The organism is Variovorax durovernensis (assembly GCF_977011995.1).
In genome coordinates, this window is record NZ_CDRNCW010000002.1 from 975,565 (window position 1) to 992,386 (window position 16,822).

The 16,822-nt window shown below is 64.1% G+C and carries 19 protein-coding genes; 9 read left to right on the forward strand and 10 right to left on the reverse strand.

The genetic code is table 11. The features are described from left to right. Positions 1-75: 75 nt before the first annotated feature. A complete protein-coding gene (locus ACWV14_RS36460) occupies positions 76-666 on the reverse strand; it encodes an NADPH-dependent FMN reductase (RefSeq protein ID WP_454908692.1) in 591 nt (196 codons plus the stop codon). Positions 667-700: 34 nt separating this feature from the next. On the opposite strand from ACWV14_RS36460, the gene ACWV14_RS36465 reads away from it, so the two are divergent. The 6 genes from ACWV14_RS36465 (at position 701) to ACWV14_RS36490 (ending at position 5,968) form a co-directional block, all read left to right on the forward strand. Beyond that, on the forward strand, positions 701-1,426 hold the full coding sequence (locus tag ACWV14_RS36465) for a GntR family transcriptional regulator (protein ID WP_454908693.1): 726 nt from the start codon (positions 701-703) through the stop codon (positions 1,424-1,426). 406 nt (positions 1,427-1,832) lie between these two features. Beyond that, positions 1,833-2,693 (forward strand): fumarylacetoacetate hydrolase family protein, encoded by an 861-nt coding sequence (locus tag ACWV14_RS36470; protein ID WP_454908694.1) that lies wholly within the window; start codon positions 1,833-1,835, stop codon positions 2,691-2,693. A 75-nt stretch (positions 2,694-2,768) separates the two neighbouring features. Beyond that, positions 2,769-3,740, forward strand: coding sequence for a tripartite tricarboxylate transporter substrate binding protein (locus ACWV14_RS36475; protein WP_454908695.1), 972 nt, complete (start codon positions 2,769-2,771; stop codon positions 3,738-3,740). Positions 3,741-3,784: 44 nt separating this feature from the next. Next, complete coding sequence (locus ACWV14_RS36480; RefSeq protein ID WP_454908696.1) at positions 3,785-4,363, forward strand: amino acid synthesis family protein; 579 nt, start codon at positions 3,785-3,787, stop codon at positions 4,361-4,363. A gap of 2 nt (positions 4,364-4,365) precedes the next feature. After that, the gene (locus tag ACWV14_RS36485; protein WP_454908697.1) at positions 4,366-5,370 is read left to right on the forward strand and encodes a zinc-dependent alcohol dehydrogenase family protein; all 1,005 of its coding nucleotides are present in this window, start codon (positions 4,366-4,368) and stop codon (positions 5,368-5,370) included. 37 nt (positions 5,371-5,407) lie between these two features. Further along, on the forward strand, positions 5,408-5,968 hold the full coding sequence (locus ACWV14_RS36490; RefSeq protein WP_454908698.1) for a VOC family protein: 561 nt from the start codon (positions 5,408-5,410) through the stop codon (positions 5,966-5,968). Positions 5,969-6,155: 187 nt separating this feature from the next. Here ACWV14_RS36490 and ACWV14_RS36495 read toward each other — a convergent pair whose 3' ends face one another. The 7 genes from ACWV14_RS36495 to ACWV14_RS36525 all read right to left on the reverse strand — a co-directional run bounded on the left by ACWV14_RS36495 (position 6,156) and on the right by ACWV14_RS36525 (position 12,138). Further along, the gene (locus ACWV14_RS36495; RefSeq protein ID WP_454908699.1) at positions 6,156-6,842 is read right to left on the reverse strand and encodes a GntR family transcriptional regulator; all 687 of its coding nucleotides are present in this window, start codon (positions 6,840-6,842) and stop codon (positions 6,156-6,158) included. Positions 6,843-6,884: 42 nt separating this feature from the next. After that, positions 6,885-7,550: an amino acid ABC transporter permease gene (locus ACWV14_RS36500; protein WP_454908700.1), complete on the reverse strand. Its 666-nt coding sequence runs from the start codon at positions 7,548-7,550 to the stop codon at positions 6,885-6,887. 6 nt (positions 7,551-7,556) lie between these two features. Then, complete coding sequence (locus ACWV14_RS36505; protein WP_454908701.1) at positions 7,557-8,237, reverse strand: amino acid ABC transporter permease; 681 nt, start codon at positions 8,235-8,237, stop codon at positions 7,557-7,559. Positions 8,238-8,261: 24 nt separating this feature from the next. Further along, positions 8,262-9,113, reverse strand: coding sequence for a transporter substrate-binding domain-containing protein (locus ACWV14_RS36510; RefSeq protein ID WP_454908702.1), 852 nt, complete (start codon positions 9,111-9,113; stop codon positions 8,262-8,264). Between the two features lie 49 nt (positions 9,114-9,162). After that, positions 9,163-10,095, reverse strand: a complete 933-nt coding sequence (locus tag ACWV14_RS36515) for an aminotransferase class IV (RefSeq protein ID WP_454908703.1) — start codon at positions 10,093-10,095, stop codon at positions 9,163-9,165. A gap of 29 nt (positions 10,096-10,124) precedes the next feature. Beyond that, positions 10,125-10,913, reverse strand: coding sequence for an amino acid ABC transporter ATP-binding protein (locus tag ACWV14_RS36520; protein ID WP_454908704.1), 789 nt, complete (start codon positions 10,911-10,913; stop codon positions 10,125-10,127). An 832-nt stretch (positions 10,914-11,745) separates the two neighbouring features. Then, positions 11,746-12,138 (reverse strand): winged helix-turn-helix transcriptional regulator, encoded by a 393-nt coding sequence (locus ACWV14_RS36525; RefSeq protein WP_454908705.1) that lies wholly within the window; start codon positions 12,136-12,138, stop codon positions 11,746-11,748. A gap of 93 nt (positions 12,139-12,231) precedes the next feature. On the opposite strand from ACWV14_RS36525, the gene ACWV14_RS36530 reads away from it, so the two are divergent. The 3 genes from ACWV14_RS36530 to ACWV14_RS36540 are packed head-to-tail and all read left to right on the forward strand — an operon-like array spanning position 12,232 to position 14,322. After that, a complete protein-coding gene (locus tag ACWV14_RS36530) occupies positions 12,232-12,657 on the forward strand; it encodes a DoxX family protein (RefSeq protein WP_454908706.1) in 426 nt (141 codons plus the stop codon). Beyond that, entirely contained in the window at positions 12,654-13,391 is a 738-nt protein-coding gene (locus ACWV14_RS36535; protein ID WP_454908707.1) for an SDR family NAD(P)-dependent oxidoreductase, read from the forward strand. Before ACWV14_RS36530 ends, ACWV14_RS36535 begins: the two co-directional genes overlap by 4 nt. A 40-nt stretch (positions 13,392-13,431) precedes the next feature. After that, positions 13,432-14,322: a haloalkane dehalogenase gene (locus ACWV14_RS36540; RefSeq protein WP_454908708.1), complete on the forward strand. Its 891-nt coding sequence runs from the start codon at positions 13,432-13,434 to the stop codon at positions 14,320-14,322. 108 nt (positions 14,323-14,430) lie between these two features. Here ACWV14_RS36540 and ACWV14_RS36545 read toward each other — a convergent pair whose 3' ends face one another. Together ACWV14_RS36545 and ACWV14_RS36550 are read right to left on the reverse strand one after the other, a co-directional pair. Beyond that, the gene (locus ACWV14_RS36545; protein WP_454908709.1) at positions 14,431-15,645 is read right to left on the reverse strand and encodes an MFS transporter; all 1,215 of its coding nucleotides are present in this window, start codon (positions 15,643-15,645) and stop codon (positions 14,431-14,433) included. Further along, a complete protein-coding gene (locus ACWV14_RS36550; RefSeq protein WP_454908710.1) occupies positions 15,645-16,751 on the reverse strand; it encodes an alpha/beta hydrolase in 1,107 nt (368 codons plus the stop codon). Before ACWV14_RS36550 ends, ACWV14_RS36545 begins: the two co-directional genes overlap by 1 nt. Positions 16,752-16,822: the final 71 nt, after the last annotated feature.

Here is a 16,822-nt window from a genome sequence, read left to right on the forward strand (position 1 = left end):
GCACTTCACTGGCGATTCGCCCCAGGCTCGGCCGTGGCGGCGACTTCGGTGAGCGCAGCGCGTCGTGTCCGGACCTCAGGCCGCCCGCCGCTGGCGGGTGCCGGCCAGCATGGCGATCTCCGCCAGCAGTTCCTCGATGGCCGAGCGAATGAAGTCGAGCGTCGGCGCATCGACCAGCCGGCCGTCCTGGATGCGCGAGGCCACGTTCGCGATGGCCACGTGCTGGCGGGCCAGCGGACGCGCGAGCGTGGCGGCCAGCGCGTCGCGGATCTGCGCCTGTGCCCGCACGCCGCCGGCAGTGCCGGGCGAGGCGGTCATGATGAGCGCGGGCTTGCCCTTGAGCGGCGAGGCGAAGCCCGGCCTCGAGGCCCAGTCGATGGCGTTCTTCAGCACGCCAGGCATGCCGTAGTTGTATTCGGGCGAGCACAGCACGAGGCCGTCGGCGCCGGCTATGGCGCTTTTCAGCTGCGCCACCGGTTCGGGCGGCGCATCGCCATCGAGATCGGCGTTGTAGGGAGGCATGTCGTCCAGCGGGACGATCCGCAGTGTCACGCCGGGCGGCAGCAGGGGCTGGAGGCTGCGCAGCACGGCTGTGCAGTTCGAGGCCCGGCGAATGCTGCCGGAGATGGCCACGAGCTGCGTGGTGGGATGGTCATCGTTCTTCAATGCGTCCGACTCCTGTCTTTGGGCGGGAGAGTTTATGCATAAAATCGAAAACATGTACAAAAAAGAACCGTCCGCAGAGCGGCCCCTTCCGCTCGTCGAGCAGGCCTTCATGCGGCTGCGGCAGGACGTGCTGTCGGGCACCTATGGCGCGGGCATGAAGCTCAAGCTCGACGAGCTCCAGACGGCCTATGGTTTTTCCAGCAGCCCGCTGAGGGAGGCGCTGAGCCGGCTGGCGCAGGAGGGGCTGATCCGTTCCGACGAGCGGCGCGGCTTCCGCGTGGCGGACATCTCGCCGGAGGACCTCGCGGACATCAGCCGCATGCGCATCATGCTCGACCTGCCGGCGCTTCGCGAGTCCATCGCAAACGGCGACGATGCATGGGAGGCGATGGTGGTCGGCGCCTACCACCGCCTGGAGAAGATCGAGAGCCGCATCGGTGAAGGCCCCGTCGTGCTCGACGACGACTGGACTCAAGTCCACTCGGCGTTCCATGCATCGCTGCTGGCCGCCTGCCCGTCGGAGCGCATGCGCAATTGGAGCGCGAGCCTGTTCGACCAGGCTGAGCGCTACCGCCGTTACTCCGCGCGCTTTCGCAAGACGGCGCGGCGCAAGTCGAGCGAACATCGCAAGATCATGGATGCCACGCTGCGCCGCGACGCGGACACGGCCTGCGCGCTGCTGGAGGAACACATCCTCAGCACGCAGCGCAACGTGATGGCGGTGCTCGGCACGGCCGCCGAGCGAGCCGGCAAAAGCTAGCCACCTGCCGCGGTCATCCGGCGGTCCGTCGATCGCCGGTACTTCAGCGCGAAGTTGCCACCCAGGCTGTGCGCAACGCTGACACAGGGGCAGACCTTGTCCACGCACACGTCCTGACCCCGGGGCGCGGGAAGAAGTTCTCTCAGTCAGTCCATCCCCGCGCTGCTGCTGCAGCAGCGGAAAACTTCGCTTTTCGCAGTGTCGCAGGCCGTGCCCGAACGACGCATCGCGAGCAGCGATGGCAGCGTTCCTCCCACCATGGCACCGGATGCGCCCTGCCCTTCGTGGAAACCACTATGCATTTATCTTGTTTTATGCACAAAAATACCTTCATGCATTAAGTTGTGCATCGAGACGGGGGCCCTGCCTGGCCGCCGTGCAACGTTCAACCCGAAAGAAGCAACGCATGAAACTGATGTCCTACTCACTCCCGGGCCGCGAAACCTGGGGCGCCGTCGTCGAAGGCGGCGTGGCCGAGTTGGCCGGGCGCACCGGCCACGCCACGCTGGCCGACTTCATCGCCAGCGCGGACTTCGAGCGCCGAAGCACGCTCGTCGCCGGGCTCTCCGCCGATGTGCCGCTGTCTGACGTGCGCTACCTGCCCGTGATCACGAAGCCCGAGAAGATCGTCTGCGCCGTGCGCAACTACATGGACCATCACCAGGAGGTGCTGGCCGCCGGCATGCAGCGGGAGCTCTCCGAGCAGCCGCCGATCTTCCTGCGCGTATGGCGCTCGCAGACGCCGCATGAAGGGCCGATCGTGCGCCCGCGCGTGTCGGAGTCGCTCGACTGGGAAGGCGAACTGGCGGTGATCATCGGCAAGCCCGGGCGCGATATCCAGGAAGCCGACGCCTGGAAGCATGTGGCTGGCTACAGCTGCTACAACGACGCCAGCGTGCGCGAGTGGCAGTTCCACGCCAAGCAGATCGCCTCGGGCAAGAACTTCGAATCGACCGGCGGCTTCGGTCCCTGGATGGTCACGGCCGACGAAATCGCGCCAGGGCGCGAGCTCAAGCTCGAGACGCGCCTCAACGGCGAGGTCGTGCAGTCGAGCCACACGGGCCACATGATCTTCTCGGTGCCGCGCCTCATCGCGTATGCCTCCACCATCTTCACGCTGGTGCCGGGCGACGTGATCGTCACGGGCACGCCGGCCGGCGTGGGCTGGAGCAAGAAGCCGCCGCGCTTCATGAAACCCGGCGACGTGGTCGAAGTCGAGATCGAGGCCGTCGGCCTGCTGCGCAATCCGGTGGTCGCGCAGGACTGACCCCGCCGCCCGCCCCTTCCAGCGACCAAGTATCGCGCGAGACGCCCGCAAAGGGCGCCGCCCAGGAGACAAGACATGAAACGCAGAACCCTTCTCGCCGCGTGCGCGGCGTCTGCCGCCGCATGGCCGGCCTTCGAGGCCATCGCGCAGGGCTACCCGGAACGCGCGGTGAAGCTCTACCAGGGCTTCGCGCCGGGCGGCAATGCCGATGCGATCGCCAGGGCCGTGGGCATCGAGATGAGCAAGACGCTCGGACAACCGGTGATCGTGGAGGCGCAGGCGGGCGCGGGTGGCACGATCGCCGCGGCCGCCGTGGCACGTGCCAGGCCCGATGGCTACACGCTGCTGCTGGCCACCGGCGGGCACGCCGTGGCGGGCGCGCTGTACAACACGCTGCCCTACAAGACCGTGGCCGACTTCGAAGCCGTGTCCACCGTCACCTATTTCCCGTTCCTGATCGTCGTCAACGCCGGTTCGAAGGCACAGGGGCTCGCCGAGATCCTGGCCTCGGCAAAGGCTGCGCCGGGAACGGTCGCATACGGCACCGCGGGCATCGGATCGACGCACCATCTCGCGGGAGAACTGCTCACCAAGATGGCCGGCGTGTCGATGATGCATGTGCCGTACAGGGGCGATGCCGCGTCCGTCACCGCGCTGCTCGGCGGCGAGGTGCCCTTCATCATCGCGCCGCCGACCGCCGTGCTGTCGAACATCCAGGCCGGCAAGCTGCGCGCCGTGGCGACGACGGGGCCGCAGCGTTGGCCGGGCCTGCCGAAGGTGCCCACGGTTGCGGAGCAGGGCGTGGCGGGGTATGACGTGCGCTCGTGGGCGGGCATCCTGGCACCTGCAGGAACGCCGCGGGCGATCATCGACCGGCTCAATGCCGAAACCCTGCACGCGCTGCAGGCCCCGTCGGTGCGGCAGCGTCTGGAAGACATGGGCGGCGAGGCGCGCGGCAGCACGCCCGAAGAAATGAAGGTCCTGGTCGCCCGGGAACTCGAGAAGTGGACGCAGGTGGTGGCCGACGCGAAGATTCCCAGGCAATGAGTGAATGAATGAATGGACGGACGAATGAACGAAGGAACCAAGACATGTCACTGATCGCTCTGCGCAAGAGAAGCCTTACCGTGGAGACCGTCTTCCACGAGGGCGGCCCGCCGCCGTCGACGCCGCTGCGCATTGCCGCCGCCTGCGCGGTGATCCGCAACCCCTATGCCGGGCGCTACGAACCCGACCTGCTGCCCTTCATGGCGGAACTGCGAAGCCTCGGCACCTCGCTGGCCGAGGAGCTCGTTGCCGCGCTGGGCAAGGACAAGGTCGAGGCGTACAGCAAGGCGGCCATCGTCGGTGTCAACGGCGAGCTCGAGCATGGGGCGGTCTGGCACGAAGCGGGTGGCTGGGCCATGCGCCAGGTGCTCGGTGACCCGAAGGCCATCGTGCCGGCGGCCAAGGTTGTCGCGGCGACCGGCTATCGACTCATGGTGCCGCTGCATTACATCCATGCGGCCTACGTGCGCAGCCACTTCAATACCTTCGAGGTGGGCATCCAGGACGCGCCCAGGCCCGACGAAATTCTCTTTGCGCTGGTGATGGCCGACGGCGGGCGCATCCACTCGCGCCTCGGCGGCCTGACCAAGGACAAGGTCTCGGCGCACGACGGGCAGCGTTGAGCATGACGAAGCAAACCATGCGCGCCGTGCAGCTGTCCGAAACGGGCGGGCCCGAGGTCCTTCGGCTGGTCGAGTTGCCGTTGCCCGAGCCGGGCCCGGGCCAGGTGCGCGTCAAGGCCGCCGCGATCGGTGCGGGCGGGCCGGACGTGCTCATCCGCAACGGCACCTATAAGTGGATGCCACCGCTGCCGGCCATTCCAGGCAACGAGATGGCGGGGACTGTCGATGCCGTCGGGGCTGGCGTCACCAGACTCTCGGTGGGTGATCGCGTGCTCGTGAGCGCGCGCGAGCTCGCGCAGCGCGGAGGCTGCTACGCCGAGCACATCTGCGTGAGCGAACAGGCGCCCTTCGTGCTGCCGCAGGCGCTGGGCTTCGAGGATGCGGTGAGCCTCGGCAACTTCCAGCTTGCGATCGCGCTGCTCGCGAGCAACGGCAGTCTGCCGGCGCAAACCATCCTCTTGCCGGGTGCCGCGGGCGGCGTCGCGACTGCGCTGGCGCAGGTGGCGCGTGCACGCGGGCTGCGCGTGATAGGCACCGCCTCGTCCGAAGAGAAGCGCGCCTTCGCGCTGGACAACGGCGTCACCGAGGTCATCGACGGCGACCCCGCGACGCTGCCCGCGCGCGTGATGGCGCTGACCGACGGGCGCGGCGCGGACCTCGCATTCGACCACGTCGGCGGGGCGCTCTTCATCGCCTGCCTGCGCTCGCTCGCGCCCTTCGGCATGGCGGTGTCCTACAACATTCTTGCGGGGCCGCCCGCGAACGATGTCTTCGACGAACTGCGCAAGCTGCTCGGCAGGAGCCTGGCGGTCCGCACCTTCTCGATCCACACCGTCGACAGCGACGTCGCGCATCGCCGCGGACTGATGGAGCAGGCCATCGCCCTGATGGCCGCAGGGAAGATGCGTGCCCCGCGTGCCGCCCGCATGCCGCTGGCCGAGGCGCGGCGCGCGCACGAGCTGCTGGACAGCGGCGCCTCGCTCGGCAAGCTGGTCCTGATTCCCTGAACTCCCTGCATCCCATCGAATCTGGTTCGAGGCCATCGTGAACGCACCCTACATTCCCAACCTTTCGCACTGCGGTATCTTCTGCCGCGACCTCGTCGTGATGAAGCGCTTCTATACCGGCGTATTCGACATGCAGGAAACCGACCGCGGCGTCGGTGGCACCTTTCGCTACGAGCTCGTGTTCCTGAGCGGGCGCGACGACCAGCATCACCAGCTGGTGCTGGCCGGCGGTCGCGCACCGGATGCGCCCAGCACCGTGATGCAGCTGTCGTTCAAGGTGAAGACCATCGACCACCTGCGCGAGGCGCGCCGGCGCGCGCTGTCGCTGGGCGCGACGAAGATGCGCGGCCTGAACCACGGCAATGCGCTGTCCATCTACTGCATGGACCCCGAGGACAACACCGTGGAGGTCTACCTCGACACCCCGTGGTACGTGAGCCAACCGCACGGCGATCCGCTGGACCTGGAAGACGCCGACGAGGCGATCTGGGTGCAGACCGAGCGTGTGGTCCGCTCGGATCCCAGTTTCATGCCGGCGGAAGAATGGGCTGCGCGCTTCGCGCGGCGCAGTGCGCAGTTGCGTGCCGCGGGCTCCTGAGTGGGTCGAGCGCTCGTTCCTGCGCCTGAAGGGCTATCACCGAGAAGCTCCGCTTGTGTCGACTGGCCTTGGCACTGCGATGCCCCATGGAAACTGAAATGATCTGACTGACGCTCCCGCTGGCACAGGTGGCCGAAGGCTTTCGGGCCATGGACGAGCGTCGCGCGATCAAGACGTTGCTTCTTCCCTAGAGAAGCTGCCCGCTGTTTGAGCCAGACACGAATTCGATGGTTGCGAGGCCGCGACCGAGATGAATGTCGAGCTCTTCCAGCAGCCTGTCGAGATCGTCACCCAGCGCCAGGTCGAGGAAGCGCCGGTGGTTTTCCTCGAAATCGATTTTGGGTGCATGCGAGATCTGGCAGATCGCGAAGCCGAGCTGGATCTTCTGCGTCATCTGCTGCCACAGCGCCGGCATCAGATGATTGCCGCATCGCTCGTAGACCAGACCGTGGAAGTGCGCCTCGGCCCTGATTTCCTCGGTGAGGTCACCACTCGCGACAGCTTCCATCATGGATTCGAAGCGTGATTGCAGCTCGTCGCGAAACGCGCGGTCGCGGTGCTTCCAGAGACTGGTATATGCCTGCCGCTCGAGGACGCGGCGCACCTCGTAGACGTCGCGCAGTACCCGTTCGTTGATGTCCGTCACAAAAGTCCCGGCATACGGCCGGTTGACCACGAGGCCCGACTCGATCAGTTCGCGGATCGCTTCGCGCAGCAACCCACGGCTGACGCCGAACTGCGTTGCCAGGCCACTTTCGACCAGTTGCGTGCCGGGTGCGATCTGCCCTGCAAGGATGGACTTCCTCAGCGCCGCCGCCACGTGGTCTCGCCTGGTGACCGTGGGAACTGGAGTGAAGGTTGGAAGGGTGGACATGTCTTCAGTGAGGCTGGTAGGTCGCGTGGGGCGGGCGCGGCATCAGGCGCGAAGAGCGAAGCGCTTCTCGAACCGCGAGGCCCAGAACGCACCCGGATAGATCAGCACGAAGTAGATCACAGCGACCGTTGTCAGCGTCTCCAGTGGGCGGTAGTAGGCCGAACTGAGGGCGCGGCCCTGGTACATCAACTCCTGGACGGCGATGACCGAAGCAATGGAGGTGTTCTTCGCCAGCTCGATGCCCCTGTTGGTGAAGGCGGGCAGCATCCGCGCGAGCACCTGCGGGACGATGATGCGTCGCAGCGCCTGTGCATGGCTCATGCCTACCGCGCGGGCGCCCTCCCACTGGCCGTTCGGAATGGAAGCCATCCCGCCACGGAAGATTTCCGAGCAGTAAGCCGAGGCATTGAGGATCAGGCCGCACAGAGCCGCCGTGACGGGGCTGAGCTGGTAGCCCGTCAGGATCGGAAATGCGTAGAAGAACCAGATCAGCTGGATGATCACGGGTGTGTTGCGAAACACCTCCACGTACACCCGCGTCAGTGCGCGCAATGCACCGAATCGCAATCGAGCGCCCAGCGAGATGGCGAAGCCGATCAGCATCGATGCCGGAAAGGCGATGCCCCAGAGCAATGCCGTCATCCCCAGCCCCTTCAGAAGCGCCGGATAGTTCTGCACGACCGAAGAAAAATCCCAGGTGAAGTCCATGATCGATCAGCTCGCGGGAAGAAGGGTGAAGCGGGACAGGCGTCGCTCGAGCAGGTGCGCGAGAAAGCTGAGAAACAGCAGCGACGCGAAGAAGATACCCGCCACGAAGGTGTAGACCTCCAGTGGCCTGAAGGTGATCGAGTTGACCTGCATTGCCTGGTACATCAGGTCAGAATACGCCAGCGTCGAAGCCAGCGCCGTGGTCTTGATCAGCTCGAAGGAGCGCTCCAGGAACGGTGGAAGCATTCGTTGCGCCGCCTGCGGGAGGATCACGCGGCGCACCACTTGCGCCGGCTTCATGCCGATCGCTCGGGCGCCCTCCCATTGGCCGCGCTCGACCGAGACCACGCCGCCGCGAATCACCTCGGCGTAGAAGGCGCCGGACTGCGTCGACAGCGCAATGATGGCTGCCACATACGGGTCGAGGCTCACGCCGATCAGCACAGGCAGGCCATAGAAGGCCCAGAAGAAGTGGATCAGCGGCGGCGTGTTGCGATAGAACTCCGTGAACCAGATGGCGGGCAGCGCCAGCCAGCGGCGCTTGGACAACCGCATGATCGCCAGCACCGCACCGATCACGACACCGATCAGGATCGCCACCGCCGCGATCTTCAGGGTGCCCAAGGCGCCGGCCAGAAGCATGTCGCGGTGCGCCCAGACCGCACCGAAATCCCACTCGTAGTTCATCTCGAAGCTCCTGCAGGGAGGGGGTTACTTTTCCAGCGCCTCTTTGGTCACGCCGGGAAGGGTTGCCGCATCCAGCCCCTTGGTCTTGAGGTACTGGGCATACAGCGCCTGGGTCTGGCCCGAGGTGTAGAGCTTCGAGAACTCGCCGTCGAGGAAGTCGCGAAAGGCCGTGTCCGTCTCGCGGCGGATACCGGCGCTGGTGGGCAGTGCGACGACGGGCTGGGGAATCTGCACCTTGCCCTTGTGGATCTTCGAATACGCGATCACGAGTGCGGGGTGGTAGAACGCGATGCCGTCGACACGGCCGGACATGAATGCGGCGATCGTCTCGTCGGTGTTCGTGAAGCGCTCCAGCTTGGCTTGCGGGATGCGCTTGGTCAGATCGCGGTCGGTGGCGGTTCCGAGAGCGACGCCGAGCTTGACCTCCGGCTTGTCCAGGTCGCTCCAGTTCTTGGCGACCAGGCTGTCCTTGGTCAGCACGCCCTGCGCGTACCAGAGCAGCGGCTTGGTCGGAAAGTCGATCGCCTTCTTGCGTTCATCGGTGGCATCGAGCACGAACATCACGTCGATCTGGCCGGCCTGCAGTGCGGCCACGCTGTTGCCGTAGGTTGTTTCGACTGGAACGAGCTTCACGCCAAGATCCTTGGCGATGGTCTGGCCGATCATGAAGCCGAGGCCGGTCCAGGTGCCGGTGGCGGGGTCACGGTAGTACCAGGGGTCGCCCTGCGCCACACCGATCTTGAGTTCGCCGGACTGCTTGATCTTCTGCAGCGTGTTGGCCTGTGCCCAGCTTGTCATGGCCGCGAGCGAAAGAAGAACTGCCGTTGCGATGGCGAAGAGCGTTCGCATGCCCGGGCGTTGAAGGGAGAGATTCATTTCGGGTCCTTGAAGGGTAGGTGCAAAGCGGAAACTGAGGGGGCGCCAATCACTCGATCTGGCCGATGTACTGGCGGTAGAGCGCGTCCAGGCGCGCGGTGACCACACCGCTGCCGCCACCACCACCGATCGCCCGCCCATCGATCTGCGCGACCGGCGTGATGCCGCCGAGCGTGCCCGTGACGAAGGCTTCTTCGGCGTTGTACATGTCGGCCAGCGTGAAGTCGTCCTCGAAGACGGGCATGCCCGCCTCGCGCGCAAGACGCAGGACCGTGGCACGGGTGATGCCGTTGAAGCAGTACTTGCCGGAAGATGTCCACAACGCACCATTGCGCACGATGAAGAAGTTCGTCGAGTTGCAGCTCGAGACGAAGCCCATGGGGTCGAGCATGATGGCTTCGTCCGCGCCGGCATTGATGGCTTGTATCAACGCCTGGATGAAGTTGAGCCGGCTGTGCGAGTTCAGCCTCAGGTCGAACACGTCCGGCGTGCTGCAGCGCACGGTCGAGGTGAAGAGATTGAGTCCGCGCTTCTTGGCGTCGGCTGCGACGACCTTGTGTTCGGCTACGCAGACGATGGTGGGGCCGCCGATGACGAAGCGCGGGTCCTGGTTGGGTGTCTTCTTGACGCCGCGCGTGACCATCAGTCTTGCGTGAGCACCGTCGGTCATGCCGTTCTTCTCGAAGGTCGAGGTGATGACCGCCTTGATCTGCTCGCTGGAAAGACCGATGTCCATCTGGATGGTGCGCGCACCTTCCTGCAGGCGCGCCACGTGCGCGTCGAACGAAACGACATTGCCGCGGACCAGGCGCACGCCTTCCCAGACGCCGTCTCCGCACACATAGCCGGCATCGAACACCGAGATGCGCGCTTCGGAGCGGGGAACGAATTCGCCGTTGACATACACGAGCACTCGCTCGTTGCGAGCGTCCGGCAGATAAGACTGCGAACTGGTTTTCGAGGCTTGAGGAGATGTTTGCATGAAGAGGCCCGATGGAGAGGGGTGGATGCTCAGAAGTTGAAGGCAGTGAAACGCTCCAGGAAGCGTTGCGTGCGTTCCCGCTGCGGATGCTTCAGCACCTCGTCGGGCGTGCCGGTTTCGTAGAACTGGCCGTCGGCCAGGAAGAGGACCCGGTTGGCGTAGTGATAGGCAAACCCGACCTCATGGGTGACGAGCAGCATGGTCCGGCCCTCCTGCGCCAGGTCGCGAATCACGTTCAGCACCTCGCCAACGAGTTCCGGGTCCAGCGAAGAGGTGGGTTCGTCGAAGAGCAGGACTTCGGGCTCCATGGCAAGGGCGCGGGCAATGGCCACGCGTTGCTGCTGGCCGCCGGAGAGCCGGCCCGGATAGGCGTCGGCCTTGTGCGCCATGCCGACCTTTTCGAGCTGCGCCATGGAGCGAGCCCTGGCTTCGTCCGAGGGCATCCGAAGGACCGTGACCAGGCCTTCCATGACATTCGCCAGGACGCTCATGTGCGGAAACAGGTTGAACTGCTGGAACACCATGCCAACCCGCTTGCGGACCTCGGAGAGCTCGCCGGCGGCATAGCTCATCTGCAGATCGGTGGCGCTCGACGACCGGGCGGGCTTTCCGATGGTCCGGCCGTCCAGCTCGATGCGGCCGGCGCTGGGCATCTCCATGAAGTTCAGGCAGCGCAGCAGGGTGCTCTTGCCGGAACCGCTGGCACCGAGGATCGCGATCTTGTCGCCCTTCTGGACATCGAGGTTGATGCCGCGCAGGACATGGTTGTCACCGAAGCGCTTGTTCAAGCCGGTGATGCGGATGATCGGATCGCTCATGCTGGGACCTCAAGAGAAGGAACTGGATTCTCAAACGATTGTCCGACAATCGACAGTCGGGTTTTCGATCATCAAGCAAGCTCCGCGCCAAGCAGAGATCGCAGGCTGGACGTCAGATTCGTGACGAAGGCCGTTCCGGCTTGACGGAGAAGCACCATTCCGGCGCTCCGAGCGCCCACTCTTGGGGGCAGATGCCTCCACGCAGCCCCATAGTGCTCAATTCGGTATGCACATCATCTTTTGGTGATTTATTTCAGCAAGGCCCGCCGATGAACAAGGATTGACATGAAAAGGCCTCGACTGGACACCCCCATCATCTTCATCGGTGGCAGACACATGGCGACCGAGATGGTCCGAGGGCTCCTGGAAGGCCGATTGCGGAACAACGCTGAACATGCGCAGCCACTTCACCGTACTCGTTGAGTTTGAAGGGCGGCATTTTTGATGCGCCACGGAAAGTTCGAGCCGCGCGCCGCTGGACATTCGGGTGTGCCGATCTCGCGCCATTGAAAATGCGCCGGCGCGCCGATGATTCCTTCGGCGCATACGGCGCCTTCTTGGCCCTGGTGCAGAACCCTGCTCCTTGCCACGGATGCCGAACACACGCTTCCCTGAAATGCGCACATAACGCGGCAGGTGGCATGAGGCGGCGAGTGTGAGCTTGGCGGCGCTTCAGCGGGCGCTAGACGGTACGTAGCGAGAACCGACTTCCCGCGTCCTGGGCGCGCTGACCGCAGATCGCGAGTTTGCGGACATCTGGAGTTCAGAGTCGAACGCGGCTTTCGACACCGGTGGGCGTCCTGCTGTATTGGCTTGATTCAACCAGGTCGCTTCATCGAACCTTCTTGACGCTGGTCTTGCGGCCTCGGGAAGCTGCCTTTTGATTAGGCAGTGTGTCACCGTACTTCTCCCACCAAGCTGCGAGCGCAATCATGGTGGGACCAAGTCCTCTCGCCTTCTCCGTAATTTCGTATTCCACGCGCGGCGGCACTTCGGCGAACACCGTTCGCTCGACCAGACCATCTGCTTCGAGCTCTCGAAGCTGCGCCGTCAGCATGTGCTGAGTAATGCCTGGAATGGCTTTTCGAAGCTCTCCGAAGCGATAGATCCGCTGGTTCAACAGCCACATGATTTCGAGCTTCCACTTGCCTGAAAGCAGGGCAAAAGCGCGGCGCATTTCCTCGTGCATGTTGATTTCAGTAGTCTCAATAGTCTTCTTTTCCATACTAAGCGCCATTTTTTCATCCTACTTGTACGTTTTCATGTTAGCCCACATCCTTGCTGCATGTTGAACTTCTATGCTGCCTAGCAAGCCACCATGGCTACCACCTATCTCTACTGGATCAGCACCGCGCTGCTGTCTCTGCTCTATTTCGCCTCTGCATCCATGTACGTCGCCAAAGGCGACTTTGTGCGAAGGGCGCAGGCCGATCTGGGCTACTCGGCCCCGCTACTTGTGCCATTCATGATCGTCGTGAAGTTCCTCGGACCTCTCGCGATCCTGTGGCATTTCAATGTGGCGCTCAGCGACCTGGCCTATGCCGGCATCTTCTTTCACCTGATCTTGTCCGGCATGGCGCATCTTGGTGTTCGCAAGCCCAAGGGCGCAATTCCCGCGGCGCTGGGGCTCATCTTTCTGGTGATCTCCTTCACGACACAAAACGCTGCTCGCGAACTTCAGTCACCTTACGCGCCCGCAACGGTGGTGATCCACGCCCCCCTCAACGAATGGAGACTCATGTGACTCGACTCAATGGAAAAGTAGCAATCATCATTGGTGCTGGCCGTGGCGTTGGCCGCGCGACCGCCAAACGGTTTGCAGCCGAGGGCGCGGAAGTAGCGGTCGTCTCGTTGACCCAGGCGAACATCGATGCTGTCGTTGCCGACATCGAAGCCGACGGCGGTACGGCCATCGGTGTCCGCTGCGACGTCCGAGATCCTGATCAGATTAAGAAGGCTGTCGGGAGAGTGGCCAGTACCTGGGGTCGGATCGACATCCTGGTGAACAACGCCTTTGATCCGTCTGCGGTGTTTTCCCCTGTACTCGATCTTTCCGCCGAGCAACTGCAGCGCAATTTCGACATGGGTCCGGTCGCATACCTGCGGACCATGCAGGCTTGCTACCCGTACCTGAAAGCCAGCGGCGAGGGTCGCGTCATCAATCTAGGCTCAGCGGGCGGCCTTCTGGGCATGGTGGGGTATGCGCCCTACGGCATGGCCAAGGAGGCGGTCCGCGCCTTGACGCGCGTCGCGGCACGTGAGTGGGGCGTCGACAAGATCACCGTCAACAACGTCATGCCGATCGCCGACACGTTTGGCAGCGACAGGCCGCCGCTGCCCAACGTGCTGGATCGCAATGGATCGCCTGAAGAAGACATCGCGCCGGTCATCTTGTTTCTCGCCACCAAGGATGCTCAGTTCATCACCGGCTACAGCCTCGCGCCAGACGGCGGAATGGTCATCGATGCTGCGCGCTGAACCTTCCATCAGCCACCCACCAATCCAAACGAATAGCCGCATGGCAACACGTCAAAACAGATCCTCTGAGCAGCCTTTTGCTGAAAAGAAATACCTCGACATTCACGGGCACAAGATGGCCTACATCGATGAGGGCGAAGGCGCGCCCATCATCTTTCAGCACGGCAACCCGACGTCCTCCTACCTCTGGCGCAATGTCGTGCCGCACTTGCGGGGGAAGGGACGGCTGATCGCCGCCGACCTCATGGGGATGGGCGACTCCGCGAAGCTCGACCCGGCACTCGGCGCGTCCAGGTACAGCTTCAACGAACAACGCAAGTACCTGCATGACCTGTGGGATGCCCTGGATCTCGGCGACGAGGTGATCCTTGTTCTACACGACACCGGTTCGATGTTCGGGTTCGACTGGGCGAACCAGCACCGTGAGAGCGTCCAGGGCATCGCTTACATGGAGTCGATCGTCGCTCCGCTGCTGGTGACTGACTTCCCCGAGTATGCACAGGCGCAGCTCAAGCACATGACACCCGAAGGACTGGAAGCCAGTCTGCATGGCCTGGATTTCCTCGAAGGCTTCCTGCTGGGTGCCCGCGACTTCACCGAAGCGGAGAAGGCCAGTTACCGCGCCCCATTTCTCAACCCCGGCGAAGACCGCCGGCCCCTGATCTCATTCGATTTGCCGCTCGAAGGGCAGCCCGCGCACACCGTGAAGATCGCAGAGGACTATTCGCGCTGGCTCGGCCAAAGCGATGTTCCCAAGCTGCTCATCCGATCCGAACCCGGGTATCTCCTGACCAACCGCCTGTACGGCATCGCGAAGGTCTGGCCCAACCAGGCGGAAGTCAGAGTCAAGGGCGGTCACTACATCCAAGAGACCACGCCGGATGAAGTTGGAATGGCGATCTCTGATTTCGTTCGGCGTCTGCGCAGCTGACACCCGTATGCCGCATCCCGCATCCAGTGATGCATGCGCGAGCGCTCCGTGAGGTCCTTGAAGCTGCACAGCAGCTGACCACCAACCTGCTCAGGAACAGAATGCAGATCAAACATGGTCAGCCCGCGCTGTAAAGAAAACCAGGACCGCGCCGACCAGCAACAGACCGGCGCTGAAAGCGAAGGTGCTCTGATAGCCGCTGGCGTCGAACAGCAAACCACCCACCGTGGAGCCCAGTGCGATGGAAAGCTGCACCACCGCCACCATGAGCCCGCCGCCGGCCTCGGCGTCTTGCGGGAGGGTTCGCGCAATCCACAGCCACCAGCCCACCGGTGCGGCAGTGGCGACCAGGCCCCAGAGGCCCAGCAACACGGTCGTGGCGGTCACCGAAGTGCCAACGGCCATCAGCGCGACGGCGATCGCCGCCATCAGCACCGGAATGATCGTCAGCGTGCCGTAGAAGCCGATCTTCAGGAACTGGCCGATGACTGTGGTGCCAACGAAGCCGGCGGCACCCAGCGTCAGTAGCACGAGCGGCAACGTCGACACGTCGACGTGCGTCACCGTCTCCAGGAACGGCCGGAGGTAGGTGAACAGCGCGAACTGGCCCATGAAGAAGACGCCCACCGCCAGCATGCCGAGCACCACCAGCCGGTTTTTGAAGAGCCTGAAGACATTGGTCGAGCGCTTTGCACGTGGCTGTGCCCGCATCGCCGGCAGACTGAAACATTGCCAGACGAACGCGATCACCGCGACCGGCACCAGACAGAAGAAGGCGCCGCGCCAACCGAAAACCGAGGCCAGGTAGCTGCCCATCGGTGCCGCCACGACTGTGGCCAGCGCATTACCGCCATTGAAGATCGCCAGCGCTTTCGGCACCTTGGACGGCGGCACGAGCTGCATGGCCGTGGCTGCCGACAGGGACCAGAAACCGCCCACCACAATACCGATCAGCGCCCGGCCAACCATGTACGTCACATAGTTGGGCGCCATCGCGACGATGGCCCCGGAAAGGCACATCGTCGCCGTCAACGACAGCAGCAACGTCTTGCGATTGATCCTGCCGGCGACAGCCGAGATCGACAGGCTCGTGAGCACCGCGAAGACACCGGAGATCGCGATGCCCTGACCCGCCATGCCTTCTGTGACATTGAGGTCGGACGCCAACGGCGTCAGCAAGCTCACGGGCATGAACTCCGAAGCGATCAGCGCGAAGACACACAGCGTCATCGCGAGGACGCCGCCCCAATGCGCAGGCTGCGCTTCGCCCCGCTGTTCGAAGGCGGCACTGTCTGACGCCATGTTGATGGTCTGCGCTGTCATCAGGCGCTCGCCGCGGTGAGGTGCTTGTTGAAGAACGACGTGAGCTTGTCGAACGGAATCAGCGTCACGCGGTCGTACAGGTCGACGTGGCCGGCGCCCGGCACGATGAACAGCTCTTTGGGGTCCGCAGCCCGCTTGTAGGCGTCTTCGCTGAACTCCCTGGAATGCGCCTGGTCACCCGTGATGAAAAGCATGGGGCGTGGCGAGATCGTCTCGATGTCGTTGAACGGATAGAAGTTCATGAACTTGACGTTGCTGCTCAGGGTCGGCGTGGTGGTGTTGCGCGCCGATGCGCCCTTGGGGGTGAACTCGCCGCGCGGCGTGCGATAGAAATCGAAGAACTCGCGCTGGATGGGATGCGTGTCCGCAGCCAGCGTGAGCACCGTACCACCGGTGTACTGCACCGCGCCGCCGCTGAACTCCGCCTGCCGTTGCTCGGCGGCCGCGGCGATGATCTGCTTGCGCTGCTCGAGGGTCTGCGAGTGGTTGAGCGCATCGCGGTTGGCCGCACCCATGTCGTACATGCTCACCGTGGCGATGGCCTTCATGCGCGGGTCGATCTTCGCTGCACTGATGACGAAGCTACCGCTGCCGCACACGCCGATGGCGCCGATCCGTTGCTTGTCCACGAATGCCTGGCTGCCGAGAAAATCGACCGCAGCGCTGAAGCTCTCTGCGTACATGTCGGGCGAGACCGCGTTGCGCGGCTGGCCGCTGCTGCCACCCCAGAAAGCAAGGTCCAGCGACAGGGTCACGAAGCCCTGCTCCGCCATCTTGGTCGCGTACAGGTTCGCGCTCTGCTCCTTCACCGCCCCCATCGGATGACCGACGACGATGGCCGGGGTGCGCTTCTTGCGGTCCAGTGCCTTGGGGACGAAGAGGTTTCCAGCGACGGTCATCTGGTACTGGTTCTTGAAGCTGACGGTCTGCACGGCGACCTTGTCGCTCGTGTAGAAGTTGTCGGCGCCGTTGGACAAGGGCGCGCTCTTGCTGGGCGCTGCCAATGTCGTGCCAGCCGTCGACAACAGGCCGGCGGCCGCCACGCCGGTGCCCGCCACCTTCAGGAATTCGCGACGATCGGAAATGGTGTTTGCTTGGGGTTTCATGGTCGATGTTCCTTTGAATGTGGGGGGCCTTGCACTGTGAAAGAAGTTTGCCGAGCGGGAGCAAGATTGAC